21 protein-coding genes are annotated in these 26,608 nt (G+C 70.0%); 12 read left to right on the top strand and 9 right to left on the bottom strand.

Annotation, left to right across the window (positions count from 1 at the left end):
• The first annotated feature begins 3 nt into the window (after positions 1–3).
• Genes ACIBG7_RS26520 through ACIBG7_RS26490 form a run of 7 tightly spaced genes read left to right on the top strand, consistent with a single transcriptional unit; the run spans position 4 to position 11,724 of the window.
• The gene (locus ACIBG7_RS26520; RefSeq protein ID WP_357932253.1) at positions 4–1,746 is read left to right on the top strand and encodes an Hsp70 family protein; all 1,743 of its coding nucleotides are present in this window, start codon (positions 4–6) and stop codon (positions 1,744–1,746) included.
• Positions 1,733–3,214, top strand: a complete 1,482-nt coding sequence (locus tag ACIBG7_RS26515) for a hypothetical protein (RefSeq protein WP_357932255.1) — start codon at positions 1,733–1,735, stop codon at positions 3,212–3,214. The genes ACIBG7_RS26520 and ACIBG7_RS26515 overlap by 14 nt, the downstream gene beginning before the upstream one ends.
• Positions 3,211–4,749 (top strand): hypothetical protein, encoded by a 1,539-nt coding sequence (locus ACIBG7_RS26510; protein ID WP_357932257.1) that lies wholly within the window; start codon positions 3,211–3,213, stop codon positions 4,747–4,749. The genes ACIBG7_RS26515 and ACIBG7_RS26510 overlap by 4 nt, the downstream gene beginning before the upstream one ends.
• Positions 4,746–4,985 (top strand): hypothetical protein, encoded by a 240-nt coding sequence (locus tag ACIBG7_RS26505; RefSeq protein WP_357932260.1) that lies wholly within the window; start codon positions 4,746–4,748, stop codon positions 4,983–4,985. The genes ACIBG7_RS26510 and ACIBG7_RS26505 overlap by 4 nt, the downstream gene beginning before the upstream one ends.
• A gap of 9 nt (positions 4,986–4,994) precedes the next feature.
• Positions 4,995–6,524 carry a tetratricopeptide repeat protein gene (locus tag ACIBG7_RS26500; RefSeq protein WP_397337939.1) on the top strand — a complete coding sequence of 510 codons (1,530 nt, stop codon included), beginning with the start codon at positions 4,995–4,997 and terminating at the stop codon, positions 6,522–6,524.
• The gene (locus tag ACIBG7_RS26495) at positions 6,521–8,188 is read left to right on the top strand and encodes a toll/interleukin-1 receptor domain-containing protein (RefSeq protein WP_397337937.1); all 1,668 of its coding nucleotides are present in this window, start codon (positions 6,521–6,523) and stop codon (positions 8,186–8,188) included. The genes ACIBG7_RS26500 and ACIBG7_RS26495 overlap by 4 nt, the downstream gene beginning before the upstream one ends.
• Complete coding sequence (locus tag ACIBG7_RS26490; RefSeq protein WP_397337936.1) at positions 8,185–11,724, top strand: hypothetical protein; 3,540 nt, start codon at positions 8,185–8,187, stop codon at positions 11,722–11,724. The genes ACIBG7_RS26495 and ACIBG7_RS26490 overlap by 4 nt, the downstream gene beginning before the upstream one ends.
• Positions 11,725–12,122: 398 nt before the next feature.
• On the opposite strand, the gene ACIBG7_RS26485 is transcribed toward ACIBG7_RS26490, so the two are convergent.
• Both ACIBG7_RS26485 and ACIBG7_RS26480 read right to left on the bottom strand, forming a co-directional pair.
• Positions 12,123–12,455, bottom strand: coding sequence for a hypothetical protein (locus ACIBG7_RS26485; RefSeq protein ID WP_397337935.1), 333 nt, complete (start codon positions 12,453–12,455; stop codon positions 12,123–12,125).
• A gap of 515 nt (positions 12,456–12,970) precedes the next feature.
• The gene (locus ACIBG7_RS26480; RefSeq protein ID WP_397337934.1) at positions 12,971–13,966 is read right to left on the bottom strand and encodes a helix-turn-helix domain-containing protein; all 996 of its coding nucleotides are present in this window, start codon (positions 13,964–13,966) and stop codon (positions 12,971–12,973) included.
• Between the two features lie 135 nt (positions 13,967–14,101).
• Between ACIBG7_RS26480 and ACIBG7_RS26475 the strand changes: the two genes are divergently transcribed.
• Positions 14,102–14,944, top strand: coding sequence for an alpha/beta fold hydrolase (locus tag ACIBG7_RS26475; RefSeq protein WP_397337933.1), 843 nt, complete (start codon positions 14,102–14,104; stop codon positions 14,942–14,944).
• 32 nt (positions 14,945–14,976) lie between these two features.
• Here ACIBG7_RS26475 and ACIBG7_RS26470 read toward each other — a convergent pair whose 3' ends face one another.
• A complete protein-coding gene (locus ACIBG7_RS26470; protein ID WP_397337932.1) occupies positions 14,977–15,612 on the bottom strand; it encodes a TetR/AcrR family transcriptional regulator in 636 nt (211 codons plus the stop codon).
• A 251-nt stretch (positions 15,613–15,863) separates the two neighbouring features.
• On the opposite strand from ACIBG7_RS26470, the gene ACIBG7_RS26465 reads away from it, so the two are divergent.
• Both ACIBG7_RS26465 and ACIBG7_RS26460 read left to right on the top strand, forming a co-directional pair.
• Positions 15,864–16,763 carry an NAD(P)-dependent alcohol dehydrogenase gene (locus ACIBG7_RS26465; protein WP_357932283.1) on the top strand — a complete coding sequence of 300 codons (900 nt, stop codon included), beginning with the start codon at positions 15,864–15,866 and terminating at the stop codon, positions 16,761–16,763.
• 87 nt (positions 16,764–16,850) lie between these two features.
• Complete coding sequence (locus ACIBG7_RS26460) at positions 16,851–17,324, top strand: DUF6326 family protein (protein WP_397337931.1); 474 nt, start codon at positions 16,851–16,853, stop codon at positions 17,322–17,324.
• 26 nt (positions 17,325–17,350) lie between these two features.
• Here ACIBG7_RS26460 and ACIBG7_RS26455 read toward each other — a convergent pair whose 3' ends face one another.
• From ACIBG7_RS26455 to ACIBG7_RS26435, 5 genes are all read right to left on the bottom strand, one after another.
• The gene (locus ACIBG7_RS26455) at positions 17,351–17,704 is read right to left on the bottom strand and encodes a VOC family protein (RefSeq protein WP_397337930.1); all 354 of its coding nucleotides are present in this window, start codon (positions 17,702–17,704) and stop codon (positions 17,351–17,353) included.
• A 114-nt stretch (positions 17,705–17,818) separates the two neighbouring features.
• Entirely contained in the window at positions 17,819–18,688 is an 870-nt protein-coding gene (gene blaOXA / locus ACIBG7_RS26450; protein ID WP_397337929.1) for a class D beta-lactamase, read from the bottom strand.
• A gap of 100 nt (positions 18,689–18,788) precedes the next feature.
• The gene (locus ACIBG7_RS26445) at positions 18,789–19,136 is read right to left on the bottom strand and encodes an STAS domain-containing protein (RefSeq protein WP_397337928.1); all 348 of its coding nucleotides are present in this window, start codon (positions 19,134–19,136) and stop codon (positions 18,789–18,791) included.
• On the bottom strand, positions 19,133–20,227 hold the full coding sequence (locus ACIBG7_RS26440) for a B12-binding domain-containing protein (protein WP_397337927.1): 1,095 nt from the start codon (positions 20,225–20,227) through the stop codon (positions 19,133–19,135). Before ACIBG7_RS26440 ends, ACIBG7_RS26445 begins: the two co-directional genes overlap by 4 nt.
• 18 nt (positions 20,228–20,245) lie before the next feature.
• Entirely contained in the window at positions 20,246–21,775 is a 1,530-nt protein-coding gene (locus ACIBG7_RS26435) for a PP2C family protein-serine/threonine phosphatase (RefSeq protein ID WP_397337926.1), read from the bottom strand.
• 807 nt (positions 21,776–22,582) lie between these two features.
• Here ACIBG7_RS26435 and ACIBG7_RS26430 point away from each other — a divergent pair.
• Entirely contained in the window at positions 22,583–24,403 is a 1,821-nt protein-coding gene (locus ACIBG7_RS26430; RefSeq protein WP_397337925.1) for an ABC transporter ATP-binding protein, read from the top strand.
• A 4-nt stretch (positions 24,404–24,407) separates the two neighbouring features.
• Here the strand turns inward: ACIBG7_RS26430 and ACIBG7_RS26425 are convergent, their stop codons facing one another.
• Positions 24,408–25,292, bottom strand: a complete 885-nt coding sequence (locus tag ACIBG7_RS26425; protein WP_397337924.1) for an alpha/beta fold hydrolase — start codon at positions 25,290–25,292, stop codon at positions 24,408–24,410.
• A gap of 205 nt (positions 25,293–25,497) precedes the next feature.
• Here ACIBG7_RS26425 and ACIBG7_RS26420 point away from each other — a divergent pair, with 205 nt between their 5' ends.
• Positions 25,498–26,547, top strand: a complete 1,050-nt coding sequence (locus ACIBG7_RS26420; protein ID WP_397337923.1) for a hypothetical protein — start codon at positions 25,498–25,500, stop codon at positions 26,545–26,547.
• Positions 26,548–26,608: the final 61 nt, after the last annotated feature.

Below are 26,608 nucleotides of genomic sequence, written 5' to 3'. Positions count from 1 at the left end.
GCCATGCCGGGCTCGCTCCACCGTGTAATCGGAATCGACTTGGGAACCACCTACTCGGCCGTCGCGTCCTATGACCCCGACGAGTACTTCCCTGAAATCATCGCCGACCCGGGCGTGGCCGGCGGAGCGGGCTTCGCCACCCCGTCCGTCGTCCGATACGTCCCCGACACTGGCCTGGCCATCGTCGGCCACAACGCCAAGAATGCGATCACGGGCTCCGCCGACGACGCCCAGACGATCATCGAGATCAAGCGAGAGATGGGATCGACCTTCACCGAACGCTCCCTCGCCCAGTTCGGCGCGGCCAAGCGCTTCAAGGTCGACGACCCCGTCCGGGTTCCGATGGGGAAGGAGTGGCTGCGCCCGCAGGAAGTCAGCGCGCTCATCCTGATGAAGATGAAGCTGATCGCGGAAGCCGAGCTCGGGGGGACCATCAACGACGCGGTGGTGACCGTACCCGCTTACTTCACCGAGCGGCAGAAGAAGGCGACGGAGGAGGCGGCACTGCTCGCGGGCCTCTACCCGCGGCAGCTGATTCCCGAGCCGACCGCGGCGGCCATCGCTTACGGCGTGGATCGCGCCGACACCGAACAGCAGATCTATCTCGTCTTCGACCTCGGGGGTGGCACCTTCGACGTGTCGATCATCGAGACCCGCGAGAACGCCATCGACGTCCTCGCGACGGCGGGCGACCAGCGCCTGGGCGGTGGTGACTTCGACGACGCCCTGGTGGAGATGCTGCTCGGCGGCAAGACCGGCCTGTCCGAGGACGACCGGCTCAAGACCAAGATGGCCGCGGAGACGGCGAAACGCGCTCTGTCCCTCGACACCTCCACCACTGTGGAGTTGCCCGGCGGCGAGACGCGGGAGCTGACGCGCGCCGAGTTCGAGAAGGTCATCGAACCGGTCCTGGACCGGTCGCTCCTCCAGGTCGAGGAGGCGCTGCGGTTCGCCTCCGACAGCAAGGGCGTCGGCCGGGAGCAGATCGATGCGATTTTGCTGGTTGGAGGCTCGACCCGGATCCCGCGGGTCAAGCAGATGCTGCTGGACCACTTCGAGAAGGGCGACGACTTCGTCCGTAGCGACGCCGACCCCGACACCCTCGTCGCCCGCGGCGCGGCGATCGTCGCACATGGCTTCGCGCCGTCAGAGAGCTTCGACCTGAGCGCGCGCCCGCCGTCGAGCCTGGTCAACGACGATCTCGACGACGAGCTGAGCGTCAGCCTCATCACCGAGCACACGCTGGGCCTCGCGGTCCAGGGCGACCGCTCCGATCCGTTGATCCAGCGCGGTACGCGAATCCCGGCGAGCCAGCAAAAGATCTACACCAACCCCGATCACGCCCAGCAGATCAGCGTCGTCGTCTACCAGGGCGAAGGTACCTACACCTACGAGAACACCCTGGTGGGAACGATCTATCTCGATGACGTCGAGCCGCGCCCGGAGGGCTACCACCGCTTCGAGGTCGAGTACACGCTCACCATCAACGGCCTGCTCGAGGTACGGGTGAAGCACCTCAACACCAACCGGGAGTTCGAGGCCCAGTTCGAGCGGAGCACCGAGATCGGCCGGCACGACGAGCTGGCGGAGCGGGCCGAACTGCTCCGCGGACTGTTCTCGGCGGAGGTCCAGGAGCAGGCGGCTCCGCCCGTCGAGATCAAGCCCCAGTCGACGCAGTTCGACGAGCTGACCATCCCGCCGCCGTTCACGGCGGGAGAGGGCGGCGCTTCGCATGACGGCCGCTGAGACCGACGAACCGGTCCCCCTCGGCCAGGCGATGTGGGGGCGGCTCCTCAGTGCTCCGTACCGCCGTAGGTGTGACCGTCTGATCCCGGCCGAGCATCTCACCGGCGACCACCGGGCGGCGCTCGCCGCCCGGCGGGAGCGGGCCCGGTTCCCCGGGATTGCGCCGCTGTTGGCTGCCGAAGGCACCGAGGTGGTACGGGACGACGACGGCCGCTTCAACGACATCGTCAGGTACGAGGTGTCCATCGACGGGACGCTGGGCCAGGCCATCGACGGCGCACGTCCGGCCGACCGGTTGGCCGCCGTCGCGATGGCGCTGCGCGCCCTGCCCGGTTGGTGGCAGCGGGTCGAGGGGATGCTGCCCGGAGAGGCCGACATCGTCTTCTCGCACGGGAACGTGTTCCTTCTGGAGTTGCCCGCGTGGGGGGCACCGCCACTCGCCGCGTTGATGGAGGTGCGCGAACGGATCCCCTACCTCGCGCCCGAGATCGTTCGTGGCGACGGCGGCCCGGACCGGGCATCGGACCTGTACGCACTGGTCGTCATGGCGTTGCGGTGCTTCGTCGAGCTGCCCAGTGCGGAGCCGGGCCGGATGCTGCACTGGGCGGCCTCGGGGAGTCTCGACGAGTTGCCGAGCCGGCTGCCGCTGTGGGCCAGGGACGTGTCGGCGGTCAGAGACACCCTCTCCTACCTGCGGGGCGTGCTCGCCCTGGGACGGGAGGAGCGGGCCGTCCTCGATCCGGCCGAGGTCGCCGACCGGCTCGACCGGTGCCGCGAGGCGATGAACCCGCTGGTCGCCGTCCGGCAGATCAGGGAGACGGGTAACCCGGAGGGTGCGCTGCACCTGGCGTACACGATCCGGCTGACCGAACCGTCCTACGAACTGCTGGTGCTGGCGGGAGAGCTGGCCTACCGGCACCTGCACACGCCCCAGCCGATGGAGGCGTGGGACCTGCTCGAGCAGGCCGTCCAGCTGGAGCCGGGGCGCAGGGAGGCGTATCTGGCGCAGTTCGACCTGGTCAACCGGTTCGCCCGGCGGCTCGCCAAACAGCTCTCGGAGGCGATCGATCCATCGTTCGCGGAGCGGATGGACGCCACGATCCTCCGGGCGTTCGAGCACCTGCCACCGGAGGGCAAGGACGAACGCACGCACGAGCTGGTCGTCTATCTGTTGTCGCGGGGCAGGGCGAACCTGGCCAACGAGGTCATCTACGGACGGCTCATGCGCGACGACCGGCTCCACTGGTGGCTGTTTGACCTGATGGTCGACTATGCGCGGTCGTTCATGGCCCTCGGCCGCCACAGGGACGCCGCCCAGATCGCCGAGACGGCCCGGCTCGGCCTGATCAAAGTCCGGGAGAACCGCTCGATGAGCGATGAGAAGATCCACGGGTACGGCCGGAAACTCTCCGAACTCCAGCGCGATCTTCATGATCACCGGCAGGCCCGGGCGGAGGACGACGCGTGAGCGCCCAGACGGTGACGATCGTGATCCTCGCGACGGTGATTGTCGCGGGTGCCTACTACTTCTTGGTCGCGCTGCCGGGCCGGTGGCGCCGGCCGCTGGAGTCGGCGACAGGGTTGCTGTACAGCGGTGAGCGCGCCGACTTCGAGACCGCCGACCGGCTCGTGGGCGAGGCGTTGAACGCCGGTCCGAGGGGCCGCGCGCTCGCCGACGCGCGGTTCGTCCAGGCGCTGGTCCGGGCAAGGCTCGGCGAGTATGAGCCCGAGCAGTACGCGGCCGCGTCGACGGCGGTCGCGGCGCTGGTCGAGTCGTCGGGCTACACCGAGGAGACCGCCTTTCTCGACCTGTGGCTGCGCTCCAAGCAGGAGCAGCACGCGAAGGTCTGCGACCTGTTCGAGAAGCAGGAACGGCTGCTGCGGCACCGCCAGGACGCCCGGGTCATCGCCTCGGTCTCGTTCCTGCGGCAGGGCGTCGCGAGCTGGCGGCGTCGCGAGCCGCAGGGCGCCCTCCACTACTTCGGGAAGGTCCGGGAACTGGGCGAGCTCGCGAACGAGGTGCCTGAGCACGTGAACGACCTGGAGCTGGTCGAAGGCATCCAGGCCGTGTTCGACGAACGACCTGCGGATGCCGAGCGGTGCTTCACCAACGCCCGGGACCGATCGGAGCGCGAGGGGGCATCGAGCGCGCAGGCCGAACTGGGCCTGCTGGTCTGCCGCTGGAGAGCGGGCGACAGAGAGGGCGTCGACGCACGGCTCGGCCACGTCCTGAACGCGCTGGACGCGGACCGCGCCGACGACCAGGCCCTGACGAAGCTGTTCGCGCACACGGCGCTGTTCCACGCGGTCACCCTGCTGTACGAGCTGCGCCGGCCGGAGCGGGAGGGCACCGGGGTCGAACCGTCGCTGGCGGACCTCCTCGACAGCCGCGCCCGGCAGGCCACCATGGCCGATCCTGATTACGGTGACGCGTTCCTCGTCGCCGGTGTCTTCCGGTACTTCGTTCATGGGGCCGACCCCGAGCAGCGGGAGAGGGCGGTCAGTCTGCTGGAACAGGGGTTGGAGACCGGGCGGCCGATCCTGCTGCGGGAGGTACGAGAGATCGTCGAGTTCGAGCGGGCGCTCGGCTCGGAGGAGACGGGCCTGGCCCGCTACCTGCAGCTGATCTCCGAGCTGGTCGCCGACCCCGGCCTGGACGAGGCCCGCAGGGCGGAGCTGCGGGCGCTGGAAGCCGATCCTCGGCTGTCGCCGTACCTCCTCGCCGAGCAGGTTGACATGGACCGCCCGGTGATGGCCGAGCCCACGCTGCGGGCTCTGCGGGAACGGCGCGACCTGACCAGGACTCGGATGCGCGGGATCGTCGGGCCGAAGTACCGCAACAACCCAGAACAGCCCGGGATGGACGGGCTGAAGGAGCAGATCGAGCAGGTCGAGGAGGCGGCGCGTCACTTTGAAGGCGCCGTCGAAAGCCTGCAGGAGGCCGAACAGGGACTGATGCTCCACGCTGCGGAGTACCTGCTGAGAGAGGAGGGACCCGCGTGAACCCGATTCCCCTGAGACGACGCGTCCGGCCTGACCGGGCGCTGCTGATCGAGGGCCTCGAACGCGTCGAGTACGTGGAGGACGCCGAGGACCGGCGGCTGTTCGAGCAGGCGGACTTCGGCCGGGTGCTGCCGCTGCTGCTCAGGCTTGACCAGGAAGCGCTGTACGGCCTCTGCAGGGACACCGCGCGGCACCTGCTGGGACGTGACCCCGACCAGGCCGACCTTCCATTCTGAGGAGTCCCCGTGCCCGAACCGCAGAACCTGGTGCCGTTCAGCCATGGACACACGCTGCGCACGCCCCGGCTGGCGCCGCCCGCGCGCGCCGCCGAGGTTGACCTGACCGAGGAGCTGAACCGGATCCGCCGCGAGCTGCACGACGCGGGCAAGGATGAGATCCCCGTGCTGCGCGAGCTGGGCGAGGGGGATGTCCCGCTCACCCTGGAGTACTCCTCGTACGAGGACGGCCTGATCGAGGATGCCAAGGCCAATCTCGCGGCGGGGAACGTCGAGCTGGCGCGTGCTCAGGTCGACGAGGTGCTGGAGCTGGTGCCGGGGCACCACGAGGCCCGCCATCTGCTGATCCATTGCCTGATGCGGCAGGGGGACGCGTTGGGCGCGTTGGAGGAGCTGGAGTCACTCCGCCTCGACGGCCCCGAGCCGGAGCTGGCGGAACAGCTCGTCGAGCTGCGGGGGGCGCTGCGACGGCGGCTGACGGCGGAACTGCTCGCCGAGCCGGACGAGCGGCGGCTGGTGACGTTCCTCTCGTACGTCCCGGAGGAGGGCGCGTGTTGGCTGGAACTGGCGGTGCACAGAGCGCTCGCCGGTGAGCTGCGGGCGGCGCTGGAGGCCGCGGAGACGGGGGCGCGGGCCGCCGACGACCGGGAGCGCCGGTGGTCGCTGACGAATCTGGCCTGGCAGGTCAGGATGGCGATGCTGCGGGAGATGATGCCCCAGCTGATGCCCTTGCTCCACGCTCGGGAGTTCGACCGGGCGCTGCGCGCGCTGGCGGGGTTGGGCCCGGACTGGAACGCGTTCGAACCTGTCCAGGACCTGGCCGCGCACATCGTACGGCTCGGCCGTGGAGAGGTGTCGCCGCCTCCGTTGTCTAGCGAGCGCACCGATGTCCTCTACCTGCTGCTCGCCGACGACGATCTCGCGCAGGCCTACGAGCGCTTCGAGGAGGATCGGTGGCTGGAGGCGCTGACGATCGTGGAGCGGACGATCCTGCTCGTCCCGGTCGATCCGCAGACCAACCTCATGCTCGGGTTCTGCCTGGTGCTGACGGAGGGCGATCTCGACCGGGCCGAGCGCGCCGCCAGGACGGCGGCCGGCGCGGAGTCGCCCCAGCCCGCGCAGGCCCTCTTGGCGATGATCACGATGGCGCGGCTTTCGCGGGAGAACAAACGGATCTTCGACGGCATCGGCGACGCGCTGACCTGTCCGATCTCGCGGCTGAACGCGGCGGCCGAGCAGATGCGCGCGCTGGAGGACCGGGCCGGCCGGTTGATCCGCGAGGTCCCGCGCGAGGACCGTGCGCCTGTGGAGGAGCTACGGACGGCGCTACGGGAGAACGCCGTCCAGTTGGAGCTGGCGGCCCTGTCGCGGCTGCTCCAAGAGTTGACGGCAGGCGGTCGGCCTCGGGGGCGTAGGCGGGACTTCGACGAGGTCATCCGGACCTGCTCCCGGCTGAGCAGGGAGACCGCGAACCGGGATGTGAGGCAGACCCTGGGCCAGATCGATCAGGTCGCGAGAAGGTTCAGGGAGCACGCGTGATCGGTTGGGACGTGTTCATCAGCCATGCGGGGGCCGACTCCATCGCCGCTGGGCGGCTGCGCGACGAGCTCCTCACCTGCAGCACGCTGGACGGGCGCAGGCCGACGGTGTTCCTCGACACGTCCCCGGACGGCGTCCTGCCCGGCGAGAACTGGGTCACCAAGCTCGAGGAGGTACTGCGCAGCACCCGGTTCTTCGTGCCGCTCTACTCCGAGTCGTACTTCGAGCGGCAGATGTGTGAATGGGAACTCCAGTCGGCGTTCACGCTGACTCATAGCGGCCAGATCAAGATTGTCCCAGTGCTGATCAACAGCAGCGCGATTCCGTCGGTGCCGATGTCGGTCTCCAGGATCCAGTGGCAGGACGCCCGCGACCCCATCTGGTTCGACCGCGTCCGAGATGCGCTCGATCTCCTGCCCGGGCGTCCGTTCGTGCGGCTGCGCTTCGCGAGTGCGGAGCCGCCGGCGCAGACGGTCAACCTCACCCTGCCGGAGATCCTCGTCGAGGTGATGGGCGAGAACATCCCGGAGGTGGAGGTCGTCGCCGAGACCCCGAGCGGCAGGACACGGCTCGTGGGGACCACGGTGCGGCCGGTGCGCGGCCGGCGAGCGTCCTTTCCCGATCTGTCGTTCCCTGACGTTCACGAGCGCGTCCAGATCGTCGCACAAGCCCCGGGGTGCGAGAGCACGACCAGCGACTGGTTCCGCGTCGACCCCGTCAAGGGGCTGCCGAAGAAGGCGGAGAAACTGCCGACTCTGGCAATGGCGGGCAGGCCGTTCTTCCTGCCGGATGGGGAGCGGGTTGCCGTGGTCGGCCCCGCGGGGTCGGCCCTGTTCGAGCCCGATGGGTCCCTGATCGTCGGCATGGGCCACGCGGCCGACCTTCCGAAGGTCTCAGCGGTGGGCGACGGTCGGTTCGCGACGGTCGCCTGGTCGGGCCAGGTGGTCATGCTGACGGCCGAGGGCAGGTCGGTGGACCTGAGGCTGCCTGGGCGCGGCACGCTGAACATCCCGTGCGCCGCCGAGTTCGACGGCCCTGACCTGATCGTCGGCATGTGGAACGGGACGATCTGGAAGATCCCCGGTGACGGCGGGGACCCGATGGCTATTGCGCACCGGCCGGAGGGCGCTCAGGGGTTCACCTGGTCGCACGGTTCGCTGTTGATCGTCGGGATGGACGGGACGGTCCGGCTGGCGGGCTCGGAGGAGCTGGAGCGCCGCTTCGAGCGGGTGGTTCTCGGATTCGGCACGCTGCAGAACGGCCATCTGCTGGCGGTGGGGGAGAAGCGGCTGCACCGGCTGAACCCGCTCACCCGGACGACCGTCGAGCTGAAGCCGCTGCGAGGCGCGCACGTGGACCACCGTTTCACCTCCGATGGCGTGGCCGTCCTGGATGAGTACGGCTCAGGGGTGCTGGTGAGCTCGGAGCTGTCCGTACGGCGGGGCTTCCAGGCAGCGGCGGGCGCTCGATTCCTCGGATCGGACCACGACGGCGAGGTGATGGTCTTCACCTACCCTGGCGGCTCCTCGGCGTTGATGGTGTCCGGCCGGGTGGTCTTCATGTCGGCGGACTCGCCCATGGCGGTCTCCCCTGACGGTTCGAAGATCGCCCTCGCGGACGACGCCGGAGTCCGGATCATTCCCAGAGAGGGGCTCGGCCGGTGACCGAGAACGATCCGAGCAGGCTGAGGTTCATGGCGGAACACCTGTGGGAGCTCCGCTCGGGAGGGGAATCCCTCACTCCCATGCAGTACGAGGCCCTGGTCGAGGCGATGTTCCGGATCGCGGTGCACCCTTCGACACCGGTTCGCGCGGCGATCGACCTGCTGTTCCGCTGCCAGTCCCTGGATCCCGGCAACCCCAAGTTCCCCTACCACCTCGGGCTGATCGAGTTACGGCACGGACGGCTGATGGAGGCGAGCGAGTTCCTCCTCCTCGCGGCGGAGCGATCACCGACGAGTCACCGGATCTGGGCACACGTCGCCTACGCACAGCGCCGTCTCCACGAGGAGCACGTGGGACGTCCGGGGTACGCGGGCGCGTTCCGCAAGCGGGCCGAAGCGATCTACGCGGCGATCATGGAGGGGGCCGACGTCCCGGACCCGGGGCCCGATCCCGGTGGCCCGGAGCCGGTCCCGCATGTGCGGACCGCGGTCCCCCGGATTTCCGCTGCGGGGGAGTGCCGGTGGAGCGGCGTGTACGACCTCGACTTCGAGGATCGGTTACAGGCCACCCCCAATGAGCGGTCCAGGGATCGGTTGGCCGGGTCGCTGGAGGAGGTCGTCCGACGGTCCCTGGGACGCCCGGACGGGGCGGCGCGCGCTGCGGTTCTCGGCGTGGCCTGGCTGCTGCGTGGCTACCCGCCCGAGACGCTGCGGCGCGTGGTGGAACCGCTGCGGTTGCCGAGCGCGGCGTTCCAGTTGCTGAGCGATGTCATCGACGTGTACGGGCTGCCCGAGGCCGAGATCCCCGAGAGGCTGGCGTGTCTGCTGAAGGCAGGACGACTGCCAGGGCTTCTGGCAACGCTGCTGTACCGGCATCTCCTCCTGCGCAGTCCGCTGGAGTTCCCCGATCTGAACACTCACCGCGTGGCCAGGGAACTTCTCGCGGCGGCGCGCGATCCACATCCGGCCGAGGCCGCACAGTGCGTGTCCGGACTGCTGGCCGCAGTGCGTGCCCTGGCGCCTGCGCCGGTGCGCGCGATGCCAGAGGACACGCCGAAAGGTGAGACGGGGACGGCCGCAGAGCGCCTGATCGCCCTCGAGGACGAGCTGCGGCGATTCTGGAAGCTCCACGGCGAGCTCCTGGCGCTGGCGAAAGAGGCGGCGAAGTCTCCGAACCCGAAAGACAGCCAGGAGCGCGCCCGGCTCGCCGGTGACGTCGCCGCGCTGACCAGCGCAGTCGACCTGCTTGCGGACGGAGCGGTACGGATGATGGCCGAGACGGACGAGCTGGAGAAGGCCGACCGTGGCGGCTTGTCGCCGGAGGAGTTCCGGGAGCGGCGCGCCGCCCTCAAGAGCAGCCTGCAGAGTCCCGACAAGAACAAGCCGAACGCCCAGTTGAAGCGGGCCAGGGGCAGGCTGGACAAGACGTCGACGCTGGCCGGGGGAGAGCCGACGCCGACCGACGAGACGCGCAAGCTGCTGACGGCGGTGCGGGAGTGCTTCGCGGAGCCGCCTTCGGCGAGGAGCCCGGAACCGGTTGAGCGGGTCGTCGCCGTGGATTCCGGCCTCCCGCCGCGCGAGCAGGTCGCGGCCGCGCTGGCGCTGGCTGACGAGGTGATGGCGGAGGTGTTCACCCGGGCGCGCGCCGCCGTCGGCGATGCGGTGGAACTGGAGCCCCTGCGTCGCTACATCGCGGGTCGCGAGGCCGAGACGCTGCACCGGACCGGCCAGCGGGTGCAGGCACGGCGGGCCTGGAGCGTGATGCTCCGCCGCCGGCCGTTCGACCAGGCCGTTCTGCACGATCTGGCGGTGGCGCAGACCGTCGGTGGTGATCCGGCGTCCGCAGCTGCGGCGTGGGGCGCGTGCTTGGAGGCGCTCTACCTGAAGGCGCTCATCGCCGATGATCCGCGTGAGCATGCGCGGGAGCGCGCTGAGATCCACGCGACGCTGGCGGGGGCGTTCGGCACGGCGTCGCTGCTGGCCTCCCGCGACACCGGCGAGGAGGGCTACAGGGAGATCACGACAGCGCTCTCCGGGACGGGCCGGGTCGGCGCCCACAACGCGCATCTGCGTCTGGAACTGCTCAACCGGCGCCTGCTGGGTCGGGGCGACCGGTTGAGATTCGGGATCAGCCGCCCGGATGCCGACGGGGAGCTGCCGCAGGAGACGAAGGCCCGGTTGGAGGAGGAGATCCGGATCGCCTGTGCGTCCTTGCGCGGCGGGACGGGTGAGAGGTTCGCCGAGCTGTGCGTACGCTCCCTGTCGGAACCGTCGGTCCCGTTGAGCTCCCAGGCCAAGGAAGCGGAGGACGAGGCGCACGCCGGCATCGTCGAGTCGTTGTTCCGTAGCAAGCACAGGATTCGGAACGCCCTGGTGAGTGACCGCACCTGGTGCGTGTCGGTCTACTCAGGCGACGTCGTAGCCAGCCTGCGGGAGATCGACCGGATCGCGCTCGATCCTGACGACGCTGCGACGCTGGCGGTCGTGCAGCGCATCGACTCGGGGCGCGACCCGGCCGACAACGTCAGGGAGATCAACGATCTCGCCGAGCTCGCCACCAGAGTGGCGCTGTCGACGATGCGCACGGAGGCTCAGGAGGACGATCCGCTGTTCCCGCGCCGCTACCGGGGGACGGGGGAGTCCTGGGTCAGGGTCGGTCTGCCGGAGAAATACATCAAGGTCATGGACGACCCGGACATGGCGCACACGCCGGCGGTCGTTCAGGCATTCACGGCCGCGAACACCCACCGGCAGAACAGGGACGGCCCCGACGACCTCGACCGCCAGACCAGGACCCTCCTCGGCCACGCGATCACGGCACTCACCCGCTGGACCGCCCGGCTGGAGGGCGCCTCCGGCCCGCCCGTCATGAAGTCGACCCTGCTCAGCATGCTCGGCGACCACAAGGCGGCCTACGCGACCCTCGACACGGCGCGGGAACTCGCCTTCTCGCCCACAGGACGGACCAGGATCGCGCGCAGCCTCGTCGAGGTCGACCTCGACGCCAAAAACTTCGTCTCCGCGTGTGGCCGACTGCGCGACCTGCTCGCCGAGGCGGAGACCGAGGACCTGAAGCGCCTGCTGGCCGTCGCCTACAACTACTGGATCGGCGAGGGACCCCCGGGGCCCGACCCGGCGGACATCACCAGGGACTTCGGCTCCTGGACGGATCACAGATCGGTGCGGGACCGCCGCACTCTGGTCACCGCCGCCACGCTCAACCGGCTCGAGAACGCCGAGGGCATCATGATCGCCAACGCGATGGAGCGGCTGCTGGCGGCCGATCCGGACAACCGTGAGGCCGAGTTCCATCTGCTGGCCAGCGGCCGGGTCAAGCAACTGCAGGAAGCCCGCCTACGGGAACGTGACGCGGTAGGGCTGGAGCGCCGACGGCACTACGACGCGCGCCGCCTGATCATCGAGCAGTGCACGGCAGGTTGTACGGCCTACCTGGCCAAGGAGGACGATCCTGAGGACCCCGGCGCCGCCCGGCGCAGAAGGGCCCTGACGGACTTGCTCACCAAACTGCGCAGATAGCCCCGGAACGGCTTCGCGTGGGCCGCTGACCTTTGCTGCCTGCTCAGGTGGGCAGGCTCTGGGTGACGGCGTATCCGGCAGCGCGCTCAAGCTGGTATTTCGTCGAGTCGACCAGGCAGCTCCGCGGTATTCGTCGATTGCCCGCCGACTACTGCGGAAGGAGACGGAGTGCCGAACGTGACCAGGTGGTGAGTGCGCAGGACGGATGGTGATAACCGTGCCGGCGCCGCCTGGTCGGCCAGTCCGGTCTCGGCCGGAATACGGCTCTCTTGAAGCGGTCCAGGTTGCTCGCTGAGTCAGACTCTCGGGCTGGCGACGCCACGTCGCCATGGGTGTCCCAGCGGCCACTGAAACAACAGTGCGCGCACTGGAGGGGTGGCAGCTACGAAGACAACCGATCATTGACAGTTGGCCGGATCCTGGCCTTGGCGGTCGAACTCTTCCCGAGTGATCGCAGCGTCGTCCCACGCGGGCGGTGACCGTCTCTCGTTGTACCGCTGGACCAGCACCCATCCCGGCTTGAGCTTTGCCACGCTCTCGGCGGAGAAGCTGACCTGGTTGGTGTTGACTTGGGTGGAGCCTCGCCCTTGGTAGCCGAACGCGTGATAAAGCACCCCCGGGCGCAGCACGAACGGTTTCGGCTCCACCGCCCAGCCATCATCTGGAGCGTCCAGGCGGACGGACGCGCTCTGCCCGCGCAGAGCCGGTGCGATGAAGTCCACGTCGTCCACGACTGTCGCTGCTGACGAAGGCCCGGGCATGGTGCTCCGCGAGCCCGCGGCGTCCTCGTGGTGGGAGATGTCGACCCCTTCCGGAGCCGCGCCACCGCACCATGCCAGGACGATGATCGGATGCCCGTGGACCGTGATCAGATTGCTTCGCAACCGTAGCAAGGGCTGGCAATTGGGGGCCACCTTGGATGTCGCCGGAACGGACGACTACGCACTTGGGCCGTGAGTCTGGCGACCGGCGACGCGAACACGTGCTCTGATCCCTCGATGTAGCCGCTGCCTTGTTGCCGAAGCGTCGGCGCCGTTTCCGTCATCCGAGGCGCAGGCGGCTGGATGACCGGCTGGCGTTGCTGGGCGTCTTGTTCGTGCTGCCTGCACCAGGTCGTGCTCGATTGGCTGCGCGCAGCCGACGCGCTCGACTTCTCTCGGGTCGCGGTGGATTCCTCGCCGATCAGAGCCTTCCGAAGGAGGCAGAGATTGGTTCGTCTTCGGTCGGCCGAGGACGGACCGGCAGCTTACGCACCTGGGACAACTGTGGGTCCTGCTCGGGTGGACTTCGCGCGTACGGTGCGTGGTGAGGTGCCGTGCCAGCGCTGGGTGGCGCGGCGCAGGGATCGGGCGTCGCTGTAGCCGACTCGGTCGGCGATGGCGTCGACGGTGAGGTCGGTGTTCTGCAGCAGGCGGACCGCTCTGCTCTGCCGTACTGTCTCGAGTTCGGTCCGCCAGGTGGTGCCTTGCTCGGTCAGGCGGCGCTGCAGTGTGCGGGGGCTGAGGGACAGGCGGGTGGCGACCGTACGCAAGGAGCAGTCGCCGTCGCGGAGCGCGGCGGTGACGGCGGCGCGGAATTTGTCGTGCCAGGTTGAGGCTGGGCGTACGGCACGCAGGACGAGGTTGGCGTGCTGACGCAGCACCGTGGCCAGGCCGGGTCTGACGTATGGCAGAGGCGTGGTGAGGTCGGCGGTGAGGAAGGTCAAGGTGTTGGATTCGGCGGCGAAGGCGAGGTTTCCGCTGCCGAACAGGTTGACGAGGTCGTCGTGATGCCGGGGGGCGGCATGGGCGAACCCGGCGTGCACGGGCGTGACGGTTCTGGCGGCGGCGCGGCGTAGCTGTTCGAGGACTACGCCGAGGCCGAACTCGATCCGGGTGGCGGCCACTGCCGGAGGCAGGCGGGTGGTGGAGCTGTGGCGTACGGTGGTCAGCTCGCCGTTGTCGATCACCTCGATCGACTCGGTGGCCGGGTCCGCGAGGAGGGGGAGGTAGCGGGCGGCGTCTCGCAGGCCGTCCAGGAGGGTCTCGCCGCCGCTGAACAGTTGGCTCCACAGGCCGACGCCCTGATCGGGCAGGGCGCGGACGAGTTGAGCGGCGGTGACACCGGTCAGTTCCTGCCAGAGCGAGTCGGTGAGGGACGCGGGCACTCGCACCAGGTCGTCGTGGAGTTCGCCGGCGAAGGGCGCCACTGCGGCGTTCGCGCCTGCGGCGCCGGCCAGTAGCCGGGTTAACTGGGTCGACACGGTGCCCTCGATCACAACGACGAGCTTATGTGGATGGCGTCTTTCGTCCGCTTTGTGGCGCGTTCGGGCCGCATCCTCCTGGCAAGGGCCCGCTAGCGTGGGTGGCAGCAGAATGCGTGGCGAAGGAGTTCGAGCGTGCGTGAGGTGAAGGCGGCCGACGGCCGTACCCTGGCCGTCGAGGAGTGGGGGGAGCCCGGCGGCAGGCCCGTCGTGTACACCCACGGCACGCCTATGAGCCGTCTGGCGCGCTACCCGCACCCTGAGCTGTTCACCGAGCTGGGCATTCGGCTGATCACCTATGACCGGCCCGGTTTCGGGCGGTCCACGCCGCACGGCGGACGCCGGGTGGTGGATGCCGCCGACGACATCCGCGCGATCGCCGACGCCCTCGGACTCGACCGCTTCCCCGTGTTCGGGGTCTCCGGAGGTGGTCCGCACGCGCTCGCCTTCGCCGCTCGCCATCCGGACCGCGTCACGCGCGCCGCGTCACTGGCTAGCTTGGCGCCGTGTGACGCGCAGGGGTTGGACTGGACGGGCGGCATGATGGAGAGCAACCGTCGCTCCTCCGAGGCTGCGCTGGTCGGCAGGGACGCTCTGGTCAAGCTGTTCGCCGAGGACGAGGAGAGCGACAGCCCCGCTGCGTTGCTGCCGCCCGCCGAGCAGGCGGTTCTGGCCCAGCCCGAGGTTCAGGCCATGCTCGGTGCGGCTTTCGCGGAAGCCGTACGGCCCGGCAAGGAGGGGTGGATCGATGACGAGTTCGCCCTGTACGGCCTGCCGTGGGGGTTCGATCCGGCGGTGATCGGTGTGCCGGTGCGGATCTGGCACGGGTCTTTGGACACGGTCGTCCCGGTGACGCACGGGCGGTGGCTGGCGGGCCGTATCCCGTCCGCGACGCTCATCGAGGCGGACGACGCGGGTCACGCCGGTCATTTCGCTGCCACGCCTGCCATGCTGCGGTGGCTCCTGGACGGCGTCTGAGGCGTCGGGCCGGCGGCGGTTCGTGAGGGTCGCTAGGCGGAGGTTCTCAGGGGTTCGAGGGCGGCCAGGACGAGGTCGAGGCCGAAGGTGAACTCCTCCCTGGGGTCGTAGCCGGCGGCGACGAGCGCCGCGGCGGACTCGTTGAGGTAAGGGAACTCGTCCGGAGGAAGCTGGGGCAGGAAGACGTCCTCGGTCAGGCCTGCGAGCTCATCGGCGGTGTCGAACGGCAGGCTGGCCTCCTGCAGGGCGAAGCCGTAGACGTAGCTGTCGAGCAGCCAGTTGGCGTGTGTCGCCATCAGGATCGGGAAGCCGGCTCTCCGCAGGCAGGCGGTGACGGCTTCGCGGTGGCGGAGGTTCGCGGGGCCCGGCGTGGTCCGTGACTCCATGAGGCCGATCGCCCACGGGTGGCGGGCGAGGACCTCTCGGGCGGACACCGCCCGCCGGCGCATCGCCGTCTGCCAGTCGGCCTCCTCGGGCGGGAGCTCGATCTCCTCGAAGACGGCGTCGATCATGGCGTCCAGCAGCTCCGTCTTGCTCGCCACGTAGTGGTAGAGCGACATCGCGCCCGCGCCGAGCGCGCCGGCCAGGCGGCGCATGCTCAGGCCGTCGACCCCCTCGCTGTCGGCGAGCCGGACCGCTTCGGTCACCACCCGCTGCTTGCTCAGCACCGTGTCTGATGCGACCTGGCGGTGTTCCCTCGCGGGCACGGGTCTCCTCGCTCTCGACGGCTTGACAATAGTACAACGTACGATAATAGTACAGCGTACGACGTACAGCGTACGAACGCGGCGAGGGGGCTTCTGTGGGAGAACACGAAGCGAATGCCGGAGCACGCCTGGGGCCGGGGATGATGCGGGCCGCCGTCCACCACCGTTACGGCCCGCCCTCGGTGCTCCGATCGTCCGAGGTGCCCCGACCGGTGCCCGGTCGGGGCGAGGTGCTCGTCCAGGTGGGCGCGGCCTCGGTGCATCCCGGCGACTACTTCGTCCTGACTGGCGAGCCGTACGTGGTGCGCCTGGCGTTCGGGCTCCGCCGGCCGCGCCACGGGATCCCGGGCAGGGACCTCGCCGGCGTGGTGGCAGCGGTCGGAGAGGAGGTCACCGCGCTCCGCCCCGGCGACGAGGTGTTCGGCTGGAGCACCGCCGGAACGCTCGCGGAGTACGCCTGCGTCCCGGCGGACCACCTCGTGCCCGTGCCCGCCGACCTGCCGGTCGTGGAGGCGGCGGCGGTACCCACGTCGGCCACGACGGCGTTGCAGGCCTTACGCGACGTCGCGAACGTGCGACCGGGCCAGGCGGTGCTGGTCACGGGCGCGTCGGGCGGCGTGGGCGGCTTCGCCGTACAGATCGCCAAGGCGTTCGGCGCCGAGGTGACGGGCGTGTGCAGCACGCGCAACGTCGACCTGGTCCGGTCGCTCGGGGCCGACCACGTCGTCGACTACACGCAGGCCGACTTCACCCGCACGGGGAAGCGCTACGACGTCATCCTCGACAACGTGGAGGCCCAGCCGCTGGCGGCTGTCCGCCGGGCGCTGGCGCCCACCGGCACCCTCATCCCCAACAGCGGACGCGGCGGGCGCTGGTTCGGTCCCCTCGGCCGAATCGTCAGGGCGCACGTGCTGTCCGGGTTCACCCGGCAGCGGCTGAAGCCCTTCCTGTCGGTCGAGAAGCGCCAGGACCTGCTCACCCTGGCCGAGCTGCTCGCGACCGGGCAGGTCAGGCCGGTCATCGACCGCACCTACCGCCTCGACGAAGCGGCCGACGCCCTCCGGCACGTCGCGGCCGGCCACACCCGAGGGAAGGTCGTCGTCACCGTCTGACGACCGGACCGACGTCAGAGCGACCGAATTCGGTGCGTCTCCTTCCGATACGAAAGTGCGTCTCCTCCCGATACGAAAGAAGGACCGATGACCGTCCGGACGAAGACCCCGACCCTGCTCGCCAACCCGCCGATCCCCGTGCAGGCCAAGCTCGCCGCCGCGTGGACCAGCTTCATGTTCCTCTACATCTACGTCGACTACTTCCACCTCTACAAGCCCGGCACCCTCGCCGACATCCAGGCCGGGGTGGTCTTCGGGTTCACCATCAGCCCGGCGTTGCTGACCATGTTCGTCGCGTCCGTGGGGATCCCTAGCCTGATGGTGATGCTCTCCATGACGCTTCCAGCCCGGGTGAACCGCACCGTGAACCTGGTCGTGGCAGCGCTCTACATCCCCTACTCGGTGATCAACGCGCTGGGGGAGTCCTGGGAGTGGGCCTCCTACGGCCTCTCCATCGGCATCGAGGTGCTGCTCCTGGCCTTCGTCCTGCGCTCCGCGTGGACCTGGCCCCGGACCCCCGCCGTTTCCGCCGATCCGGCGACGACCGGCCTCCGGCGGTAGGGACCCGAGCAACACGCGCTGCCGGCTCAGTGCTTCCGCTCGCCCAGGATGCAGAACTCGTTGCCCTCCGGGTCGAGGAGGGTCACCCAGTGCTGCTCGTCCTGCACGGTGTCGGCGCGCCGGGCGCCGAGGGAGAGCAGCCGGGCGACCTCGGCCTCCTGGTCGTCGGGGCGGAAGTCGGGGTGGAGCCGGTTCTTCGACGTCTTGCCCTCGGGGACCGGCACGAAGAGCAGTCCCGGCAGCCGATCCGGCTCGGGCCGGATCTCGATGATCTCGTCCGTCTCGTCGACCACGACCCAGCCGAGAGCCTCCGCCCACCAGCGTCCGAGAGCGACGGGGTCGGCGGAGTCGACGATGATCTGTTCCCATTCCAGTGCCATGGGCTTGAGCTTAGACAGGACCGGTGGCCCGGCCCTGGAAGGGGTCCAGGAAGTACGGCAGGCAGCGGGCCCGGCCAGCCCGCGCCGGCCCGCCGGAACGACGACGGTTAACCCTTATGCCGTGGGCAGGACGTTCAGCCGCTGCAGCAGCTCCCGCGCCAGCGTGGCGCGCTTGGCGGCGTCGCCGTCCTTCGCGATGTCGATGTTCAAGGCGAAGGTGTACGTGCGACCGGCGCGCTCCACCCACCCGGTCCACCAGCCCGTGCCGGGCCCGGGCGCGTTCTGCCACCCTGACTTGGCGTACAGCGCATATCCGTCCTTGCTCTCCTGCAGGATCAAGTCCCGGACGGTCCGCTGGTGCTCGCGGCCGGCCGGTAGGCGCTCGGCGGCCAGGCGGGCCATGAACCGGCTCTGCTCGACCGCCGAGATCTTCAGCGGCCCGTCCAGCCAGAACCGGTCCACCACCGTCCCGGTCTCGCGGTTGCCGTAGCCCAGCCGGTGCAACCACTGCCGCTCGCGCTGGAGGCCGATCCGCCGGGCGATCACCTGGAAGGCAGCGGCGTTGGAGACGCGGACGGCCTCGCGCATGCTCATGTCCTGCTCCCACTCGGGGAACGGCTGCGGCGTGCCGTCCCACGGGATCACTTCGTCGGGGCTCTTGACCACGCCGGTCTCCAGCGCGACCAGCGCGTGCGGGACCTTGAAACTGGAGGCGGGGACCAGCGGCGTCTCGGCTCGCTTGCGGTTCACCACGGTGGTCGTCCTGGCCGAGACGTTCAGCAGCGCGAACGTGCCTCGGACCCCGGCCTTGTCGAACACCGCGCGCAGGTCGTCGCGCACCGTCGTGTCCGGCCGGACCGTGGCGATGACGGGGACGTCGGCGTGGGCGATGCCCCCGGGCACGGGAGCGCCGAGGAGGGTGAGCGAGATGAGGGCGATGACGCCCAGCCCGGAGCGGAGGGCTTGGGGGAGTGCCTTCTTCATGCGCAGAAGATCATCACACGATAGAGATGCTGTCCAATATCGATATCAAAAGACGGCCGATATCGGATCTCGCATAGATGCTGGTAGAAGCCCCGTGGACCTAGGTGTCCGTCGCCGGGGCGCCGGTGAGGTATTCGTAGGTGCCGCTGATGTCCAGCAGCCGCTCCAGCACCAGGGGGCGCTTCTCCAGGTGCAGCCGCGTCCCGGCCGCGCCCGCGTGCTGGTGGATCCGCAGCAGGGTGGCCAGCCCGCTGGAGTCGCAGAACCCCATGCCGCCGCAGTCGAGGTACAGATCGCTCAGCTCGGCGCCGTCGAGGGCGGTGAGGGCGGCGGCCATGAGCTCGTCCGCGGTGTTGTAGTCGAGGTCGCCGTCGATGGTCAGGCGTGCCGTACCGGGTCGGGGAGAGGTCAGGACGAGGCTGAGCGGATCAGGGGCGGAGGTGGTCATGTGCTCTTTCCACGGACGGGGACGGTGCTGATCTCGGGGGAGGCCGCTCGTACGGTGTCCCGCCCGTGAACGATCAGGGCCGAGGCTCGCGGGAAGTCCTCCAGCCGCCCGCCCAGGATCTCGAGGGCGGGCAGCAACGAGACGGCGGGGACGCCCCTGGCGCTCAGGACGCCGGCCGTCCAGGCGAGGAAGCGGCCGAACAACTCGGGATCGTTCACGTACAGCGCGGCGGTCAGGAAGTCGACGATGTGCGCGACGTCCTCCGCGGTGTGCCTACGCTGCCGCGGGGTGTAGTCGGCCATCGCGGGGATGCGGGCCTCCAGACCGGCCATGACCTCCCTGACCAGGGACCGGGCCGAGCGGCTGACCAGGGTGTACTCCTGGTCCTCCAGATGCGGCAGGTCGTCCACGGCCAGGCGGGCGGCGGGCGGGCGGGGCAGCGGGCCGGCCGCGAGCCGGTCCGCGGCGGCGCGACCGTGCGGGGCCCAGGCGTCCGCGCCGAGCAGGCGGGCGTAGCGGCCGTCCGGCCCGAACGCGGCGCCGCCGACCATCACCGGCGTGCCGGTCGCCTGGCAGGCGGTGATCGCGGCGTGTGCCGTGGGCAGCCGCGTCGGGATGGAACTGGACAACGCCACCACGTCACAGGCCGTGCGGTGCAGATGGGAGATGAGCTGCGGGGTCGGCATCTGGGCGCCGAGGTAGTCGACCCGCCAGCCGCGCAGCCGCAGCACCTCCGACAGGATCCGGGCCGGCATGGCGTGCCACTCGCCGTCGATGCAGGCGACGGCGATCCGTCCCGCGGTGGGGCCGCTCGCGGCGGCGCGGGCCGACGGGTGGCGGGCGAGCGCGGCCAGCACCCGTTCGTTGACGGCGGTCGCCGTGTGCTCCTGGGCGACCGTGATCCGGTTGCTCTCCCACTCCCGGCCCACCCTGGCCTGTACAGGGGCGACGACCTCCAGCAGCAGACTCTCCAGGGAGAGGTCCTGGTCGAGCGCGGCCAGCGCGGCGTCGGTGGCGGCGTGCTCGTCGCCGGACACGGCGGCGCTCCAGAGCTTCTCGCGCCAGGCGGAGAACCTGTCCGCGTCCGTCATCCTCGTCCCCCCTCGCGCTCAGTGGGCTCCGCGCGGTGCTGTGATGGCGATGACGGCCATGTCATCGTGATCGCCGCCCCCTACCCACTGAGAGGACAACATCTCCACCCGTTCGGTGATCGCCTCGGGTGGCATGTCGGCGCACTGCCGCAGTTCCTCCATCAGCCGCTCGTCACCGAACATCTCGTCGCCGAGCGGGCCGCCCTTGGCCTCGGTGATGCCGTCGGTGTAGAGCAGGCAGGTCTCGCCGGGTTCGAGCACCACGGTGTCGGTGACGCTGCTGATCCGGTCGATCATGCCGATGAGGGTGCCCTTGGTGTCGGCCACGTCCACGCGTCCGTCCTTGCGGATGATGAGCGGCGGGGCGTGTCCCGCGCTGGTGACCCGCAGGCGGACGCGGTCGCCCGTGCGCTGGATGGACGCCAGGACGAGCGTGACGAACCGGGTGCTGGTGCCGCCCTTGAGCAGTACGCCGTTGAGCAGTTCGAGCACCCGCTGGTGGTCGCCGGCCAGCGGTAGCAGGGCTTGCAGGGTGTGCCGGATCTTGCTGGTGAGCACAGCGGCCTCCAGGCCCTTGCCGGCCACGTCGCCGAGTACGGCAAGCGTCTCCTGGCCGGGTTCCGCCGCCGGATGGACGTCATAGAAGTCACCCCCGACCAGCGCGGCGTCCTCGGCGGGCCGGTAGCGGGCGGCGAACTCGACGCCCTGCAGGTGCCCCACGCGGGGCGGCAGCAGCTCGCGCATCAGGGTCTCGGTGATGCGGGTCTGCTCGGCGTACAGGCGGGCGGCCGACATGGCGGCTCCCGCGCGGGCCGCGAACAGCCGGGCGAAGACCTCCTCGCCCTCGGAGAAGCAGGCGTGCTCGCTGGTACGCAGCAGCACGAGCGCGCCCGCGGGGACTCCGTGGCCGGGCAGCGCGCTCACCACCATCGAACCCACCTCGTGGAGCCCGTCGCGGGTCAGCCAGCCGGGAGCGGCGGCGGGGTCGATCCAGCGGGACGGCAGGGGAGGGTAGCCCTGCAGAGCCTCGGCCAGGCCGGGTACGGTCGCCGGGTCGACGAGCGCCTCGTCGCGGACGACGACGCCGTCCGGGCCGCAGTAGGCCAGCGGGTACCGGTGCCGATGCGGCGGCAGGATGACCATGGCGGCGTCGGCCAGATGGCGGGCGGCCAGCCGGGCGGTCACCTCCATGCACCGGTCGAGGTTCAGCGAGGACAGCAGCTCGCTCGACGCCTGGTCGAGGAAGGCCGTCCGCTCGCGTTCGACGCGGAGCGCCTGGGTGGTGTGGTCGAGGCCGGTGACGTCTACGAGCCACCAGACGGTGAGGTCGCCTTCGCGCACCGGGCGAGCCTCGAACAGGGTCTGCCCGATGAGCCCGCGCGCCCACGCTCCCTCAGCCCGGCCGTCGGACAGCCAGGCGGCGCCCGTATCGGCCGGCGCCGTACCCGGAAGAGCGTCGGGCAGCAGCCCCAGCGCCGCGTCGTTGGCCTGGACGATGACGCCTGCGGCGTCCGTCACCAGGACGGGGAAGGGGGCGCGGTGCCACACGGTCTCAAGGACGTGTCGTCCCGTGTCGCTACTCAGACTCGTCACAACAGCAAGCCCTCAGCCAGGGGCTCTGCCTCCCATAGAACGGATATAGACGCTTTTGTATGGCTTAGCCCCACTATACGCGGGACCAGCCGACCGCATCCGCATGATCCGCGCCCCTCGACCGGTGGCGAGCGTGGGTTCCCTGGTCGGGTCCGGCCGGACCGGTTCCCGGGTTTCCGTACGGCCCTGGCCCGGTAGGTTCGCGCGGTCAGGTGGGAGTTAGGCGGGGGTCAGGCGGCCGTTAACCGGCGCTTTAAGAGCACCGAGTCCCCACGCGGTCGGGCGCGTCCCGTAGGCCGCGGGAATGGCGTGCACCGGGCGGCTTACATAGGTGGGTTTGCCGCGCGCATTGGACACCACCTCATCTATTTATTTCGGCTTTACGCCAGCCCTGTCTAGCGGCCGGAAACGCTGACCAGAACGACCTTCCGCCCAGCGAGAGCAGGGCACGCGATCGCATGCCACAGCGCCCGATTCACGTTTCCGGGCCGTTTATGGAACACACCGCCCAGAGCCCCGACCTCAAACCTCTGCCCAAATACTCCCACAAAGCGCGATATCGCCCCGAGCGACTGTTAGCGTCCTGTTTGTCGGCAAACGTCGCACCTTCGTGTGGGTGCACGCTCAAAGGAGGGGAATCATGGCTCCTGTCAGTTTCCCTACGCATCACTGGGATGACTGGGGATGGGGCGGCTGGGGCCGCCGGCGGAGACGCTGTCGTCGCCGTCGCTACTTCTGCGGATGCAGGCGACGGAGGTGGTGGTGGTAGCCACCACTGGGGAGGGTCGGCGGATTTCCCGTCGGCTCTCCCTCTCTGCTCGGCCGGGGACGCGATCGGCGTCGCACGGTCCGGAACTGGCGCCCGCGGTCCTGATCCGCAGGGCCTTCGCCGAGTTCTGGCCCGACACGCGAGGCGTTCGCCGGCTGTTCGTCCTCGGCGGCGTCCTGGCCATCGTGGCCGCGTTGTGCGAGGTCGCGGCCATCGGCCTGTTCGCCGTCATCACCGACGAGGTGCTCGCCCGGCAGGACCTGGGCGCCTTCTGGACCCCGGCGCTCACCTGGCTCGGCCTCGCCGTACTGGCGGGACTGGCCGCCTTCGGCGGCGCCTACGTCACGGCGCTGGCGGCCGAGCGCTTCCTGCTGAGACTGCGCGACCGGGTGTTCGCGCACGTCCAGACGCTCACGCCGGACTTCTTCAACAACCGGCGGCTGGGCGACCTGATGGCCAGGCTCACCGACGACATCGAGGCCATCGAGACGCTGGTCGGCTCCGGTCTGATCAAGGCGTTCACGACGGTCGTCAGCGTGATCGTCTTCGCCACGGCCGCGTTCATCGTGCGCTGGGACCTCGCGCTGATCACGTTCGCGCTCGTCCCCGGCTTCATCATCATCTCCAAGCTGTTCGCCGCCAAGTTCCGGGTCGCGGCGGCGCGCGAGCGGCAGAGCAACGGCATGATGAACAGCGTCATCGAGGAGAGCCTGTCCAACCAGACCCTGGTCCAGGCCTACAACCGGCAGGACGCCGAGGCGAGCCACCTGCACCGGCAGGGCGAGTCCTGGCTGCGGGCCAACATGTCGCAGGCCTGGCTCTCCGGACTGTACGGCCCCGCCGTACAGGTGCTGGAAACCATCTGCATGATCATCATCCTGGGCTTCGGCGCGTGGGAGATCGCGGCCGGCCGCCTGACGATCGGCGGTCTGCTGGCGTTCGCCGCCTACCTGGCCTTCCTCTACCCTGCCGTCCAGAGCCTGGGCGAGCTGGCGCTCAACGTCTCCGAGGCCGCGGCCGGCTCCGACCGCGTGATGGAGGTGCTCGAGGCCCGCCCCGGCGTGCGCGACACCCCGACGGCCAGGCCGCTGACCGGCCCCGTCGCCGGACGGATCACATTCGAGCACGTCGACTTCACCTACCCTGACCGCACCAGGCCCACGCTGGCCGATCTGTCCTTCACCGTCGAACCCGGCCAGACCATCGTCTTCACCGGCCCGAGCGGCGCCGGCAAGTCGACGGTGGCCAAGCTGCTGCTGCGCTTCTACGAGCCCTCCGGCGGCCGGATCCTGCTGGACGGCACGGACATCCGCGACTTCACCAGCGCCTCGCTCCGCGACCAGATCACCATCCTGCAGCAGGAGAACCTGCTGTTCTCGGGTACGGCACGCGACAACATCGCGTACGGCAAGCCGGGGGCGACCTTCGAGGAGGTCGTGTGGGCCGCCAAGCTGGCGGACGCGCACGACTTCATCAACCGGCTGCCCGACAAGTACGACACACCGCTCGGGCAGCGGGGCCGGCTGCTGTCCGGCGGCCAGCTCCAGCGCATCGCGATCGCCCGGGCGTTGCTGCGGGACTCGCCGGTGCTGGTGCTCGACGAGCCGATGACCGGCCTGGACGCGGCGACGGCGGCCCGGGTGATGGAGCCGATGCGCCGGCTGATGGCCGGGCGGACGACGATCCTGATCACCCATGACCTGCGGCACGTGCCGCAGGACGCGGCGACGATCGTGCTCGAACCGGTACGGGGGCGGGTCAACGGGATCCGGCTCAAGCACATGTCGTCCGCGTTGTCGCGGCTGAGCCGGTGAGCGCTCAGCCGTTGAGCACCTCGCGCAGCTTCCGCGCGAACGCCTCCGGCTGCCCCGCGTAGCCGTACTCGCCGCCGATGAAACCACCGTGGTGGCTCGGGAAGACCGTGGCCTCCTGGCCCAGCAATCCGGCCGTGGCCACCGCGGTGCGGCCGGTGAGCGTCTCCGCGGACTCCTCGCCCACGGCGATGACGACCCGCGTCGGCGCCGCGGCGAGCGCCTCGACGTCGGGCCGGTAGCTGGTGACCGCGGCTGAACGGTCGGACAGCAGCGGGTCGTCGCGCGACCCGTCGTCCTCGACCGGCATCCCGAAAGCGGCCGGATCCGGCGCTGGCTGGGCGAAGTACGCGTCGGTGAACTCGCCCGTCCACTGGGTCATCGCCATGAACGCCGCCATTCCGGCGCCCCAGCCGCTCTTCTGGTACGCCTCACGGACGGCCGCACCCGCTCGCTCGGCCGCCTCGGCGTCCGGCAGCAGCGAGACGAGCGGCGGCTCGTGCGCCACCAGCGTGACGACATCCTGCGGGTACGCGGCGACGAGCGCGAGCGCGGTCACCGCACCTCCGCTGCTGGCGAACATGTCGACCGGCCCCGCGCCGAGCGCCTCGATGACGGCGTGCACGTCCGCCGCCTGGGTGGTGGGCGAGTGGTCGACCCTGCCGTCCCTGCGCGCGCTGCGGCCGAGCCCGCGCGGGTCGTACGTGACCACCGTGCGCTCGGCGGAGTGCTCGGCCAGCGAGGTGAAGCCGGCGGCGTCCATCGGCTGACCGATCATGAACAACGGCGGCCGCCCGTCCGCCGTGGGCAGCGGGCCGCGGACGTCGTAGACGAGGTCGGCCTCTTCGGTCTTGAGCGTGTGCGTGATCATGCCGGTGTAGACCCCTTCCACGTCGGGAACCTTCTCGGACCCTACTCCGGGGGTCCGACAAAACCCGGGAACGCTGCGGGCCGCCGCGGCGCGCTGCCTACCGCGAACTGGTCTAGGTTCGTAGGTGGCTGATGTGGGAGGGGGTGGGCCGGTCCAAGCGGGTTCCCATCGTGCCGCAAGTCCACCCACGCATGATCGCCTCCTACCCTTCGGAAAAGGACGAGACATGCGGGTATGGAGTGTCGTGACGGCGGTGGCCGCGTTGCTGCTGGCCGGGGCGGTTCCGGCTCGGGCCGAGGCCGGGGCTCTGGAGGAGGAGCGTCCGACGGTGTCGGTGGTGGCGGGCGAGGTCCAGCCGCCGTCGTACGCCGGCGTCTGCGCGCCGGGTGTTCCGTTCACCACGACCGCCACGATCACCGCCGGCGGTCCCGGCCTGGTGACCTACCAATGGGCCGACGTCTGGGCGCAGTGGAACCACATCGTCTTCACCGAGGCCGGAACGCATGCCGTCACGGGGATGATCAGACACTACGACGGCTTCGGCCCCCGGACCCGGACGCTCATCGTCAAGGGAGCCAACCAGGCCCAGGCGAGTGTCTCCTACCAGGTCTCGTGCGTCGACCCCGTCCTCAGCCGTCCGCAGATCCAGCCCGCCCCGATCTACGTCGGCCGCTGCGGCACCGATGTCGTGCACACCGTCAGTGCCCAGATCAGCTCGCCGATCGCGCAGACGGTCCGCTACCGCTGGAGCGCCTACGACGACCGGCCCCTGCCGGGCGGCCTGGGGGACGAGCGCGAGATCGTCTTCACCGAGCCCGGCACCAAGACCGTCAGCGCGCCCTTCCAGCGCCAGCCCGTCCCGCAGTACGACGGCGGCAGCTCGATCCAGGTGCAGGTGCTCACCCCCGCCCCGATGACAGGCGCGAACACGCAGGAGTACTACCGGACGGTGTGCGTGAGCGCTGAGTTCACCGAGATGACCCGCACCGCCGGCAACTGCCGCACCGGCACGCCGTACAAGTACGTGATGAGGGGTTACGTCGAGAGCAGCGCCATGCGCACCCTGCCCTACGCCTGGGCCCGCTACGACAGCTTGGAAGGGGTGTGGACGCGAGACGCGTGGACGTCCCTGTCCTTCGCCGGCGCCGGCCGGCAGAACGTCAGCAGGACCTGGCTCTCGGCTGACGGCGGGTCCGGTGTGTGGCGGCTCGAAGTCCTCGGCACCGACGGCACCGTCGTCTCGCAGAGCCGCCCCTACAGCATCCCCTGCGTCTGACCGGCCAGCCCGGCCGCGTCCTTGGCTGGGGGATCTGAGCCGGGAGGAGCAGGCACGGTGC

This window comes from Nonomuraea sp. NPDC050328, from assembly GCF_044459405.1.
Taxonomy (GTDB): domain Bacteria; phylum Actinomycetota; class Actinomycetes; order Streptosporangiales; family Streptosporangiaceae; genus Nonomuraea.
The sequence above is the reverse complement of the archived record's forward strand: the minus strand, read 5'-3'. Positions and strand labels throughout refer to the sequence as shown.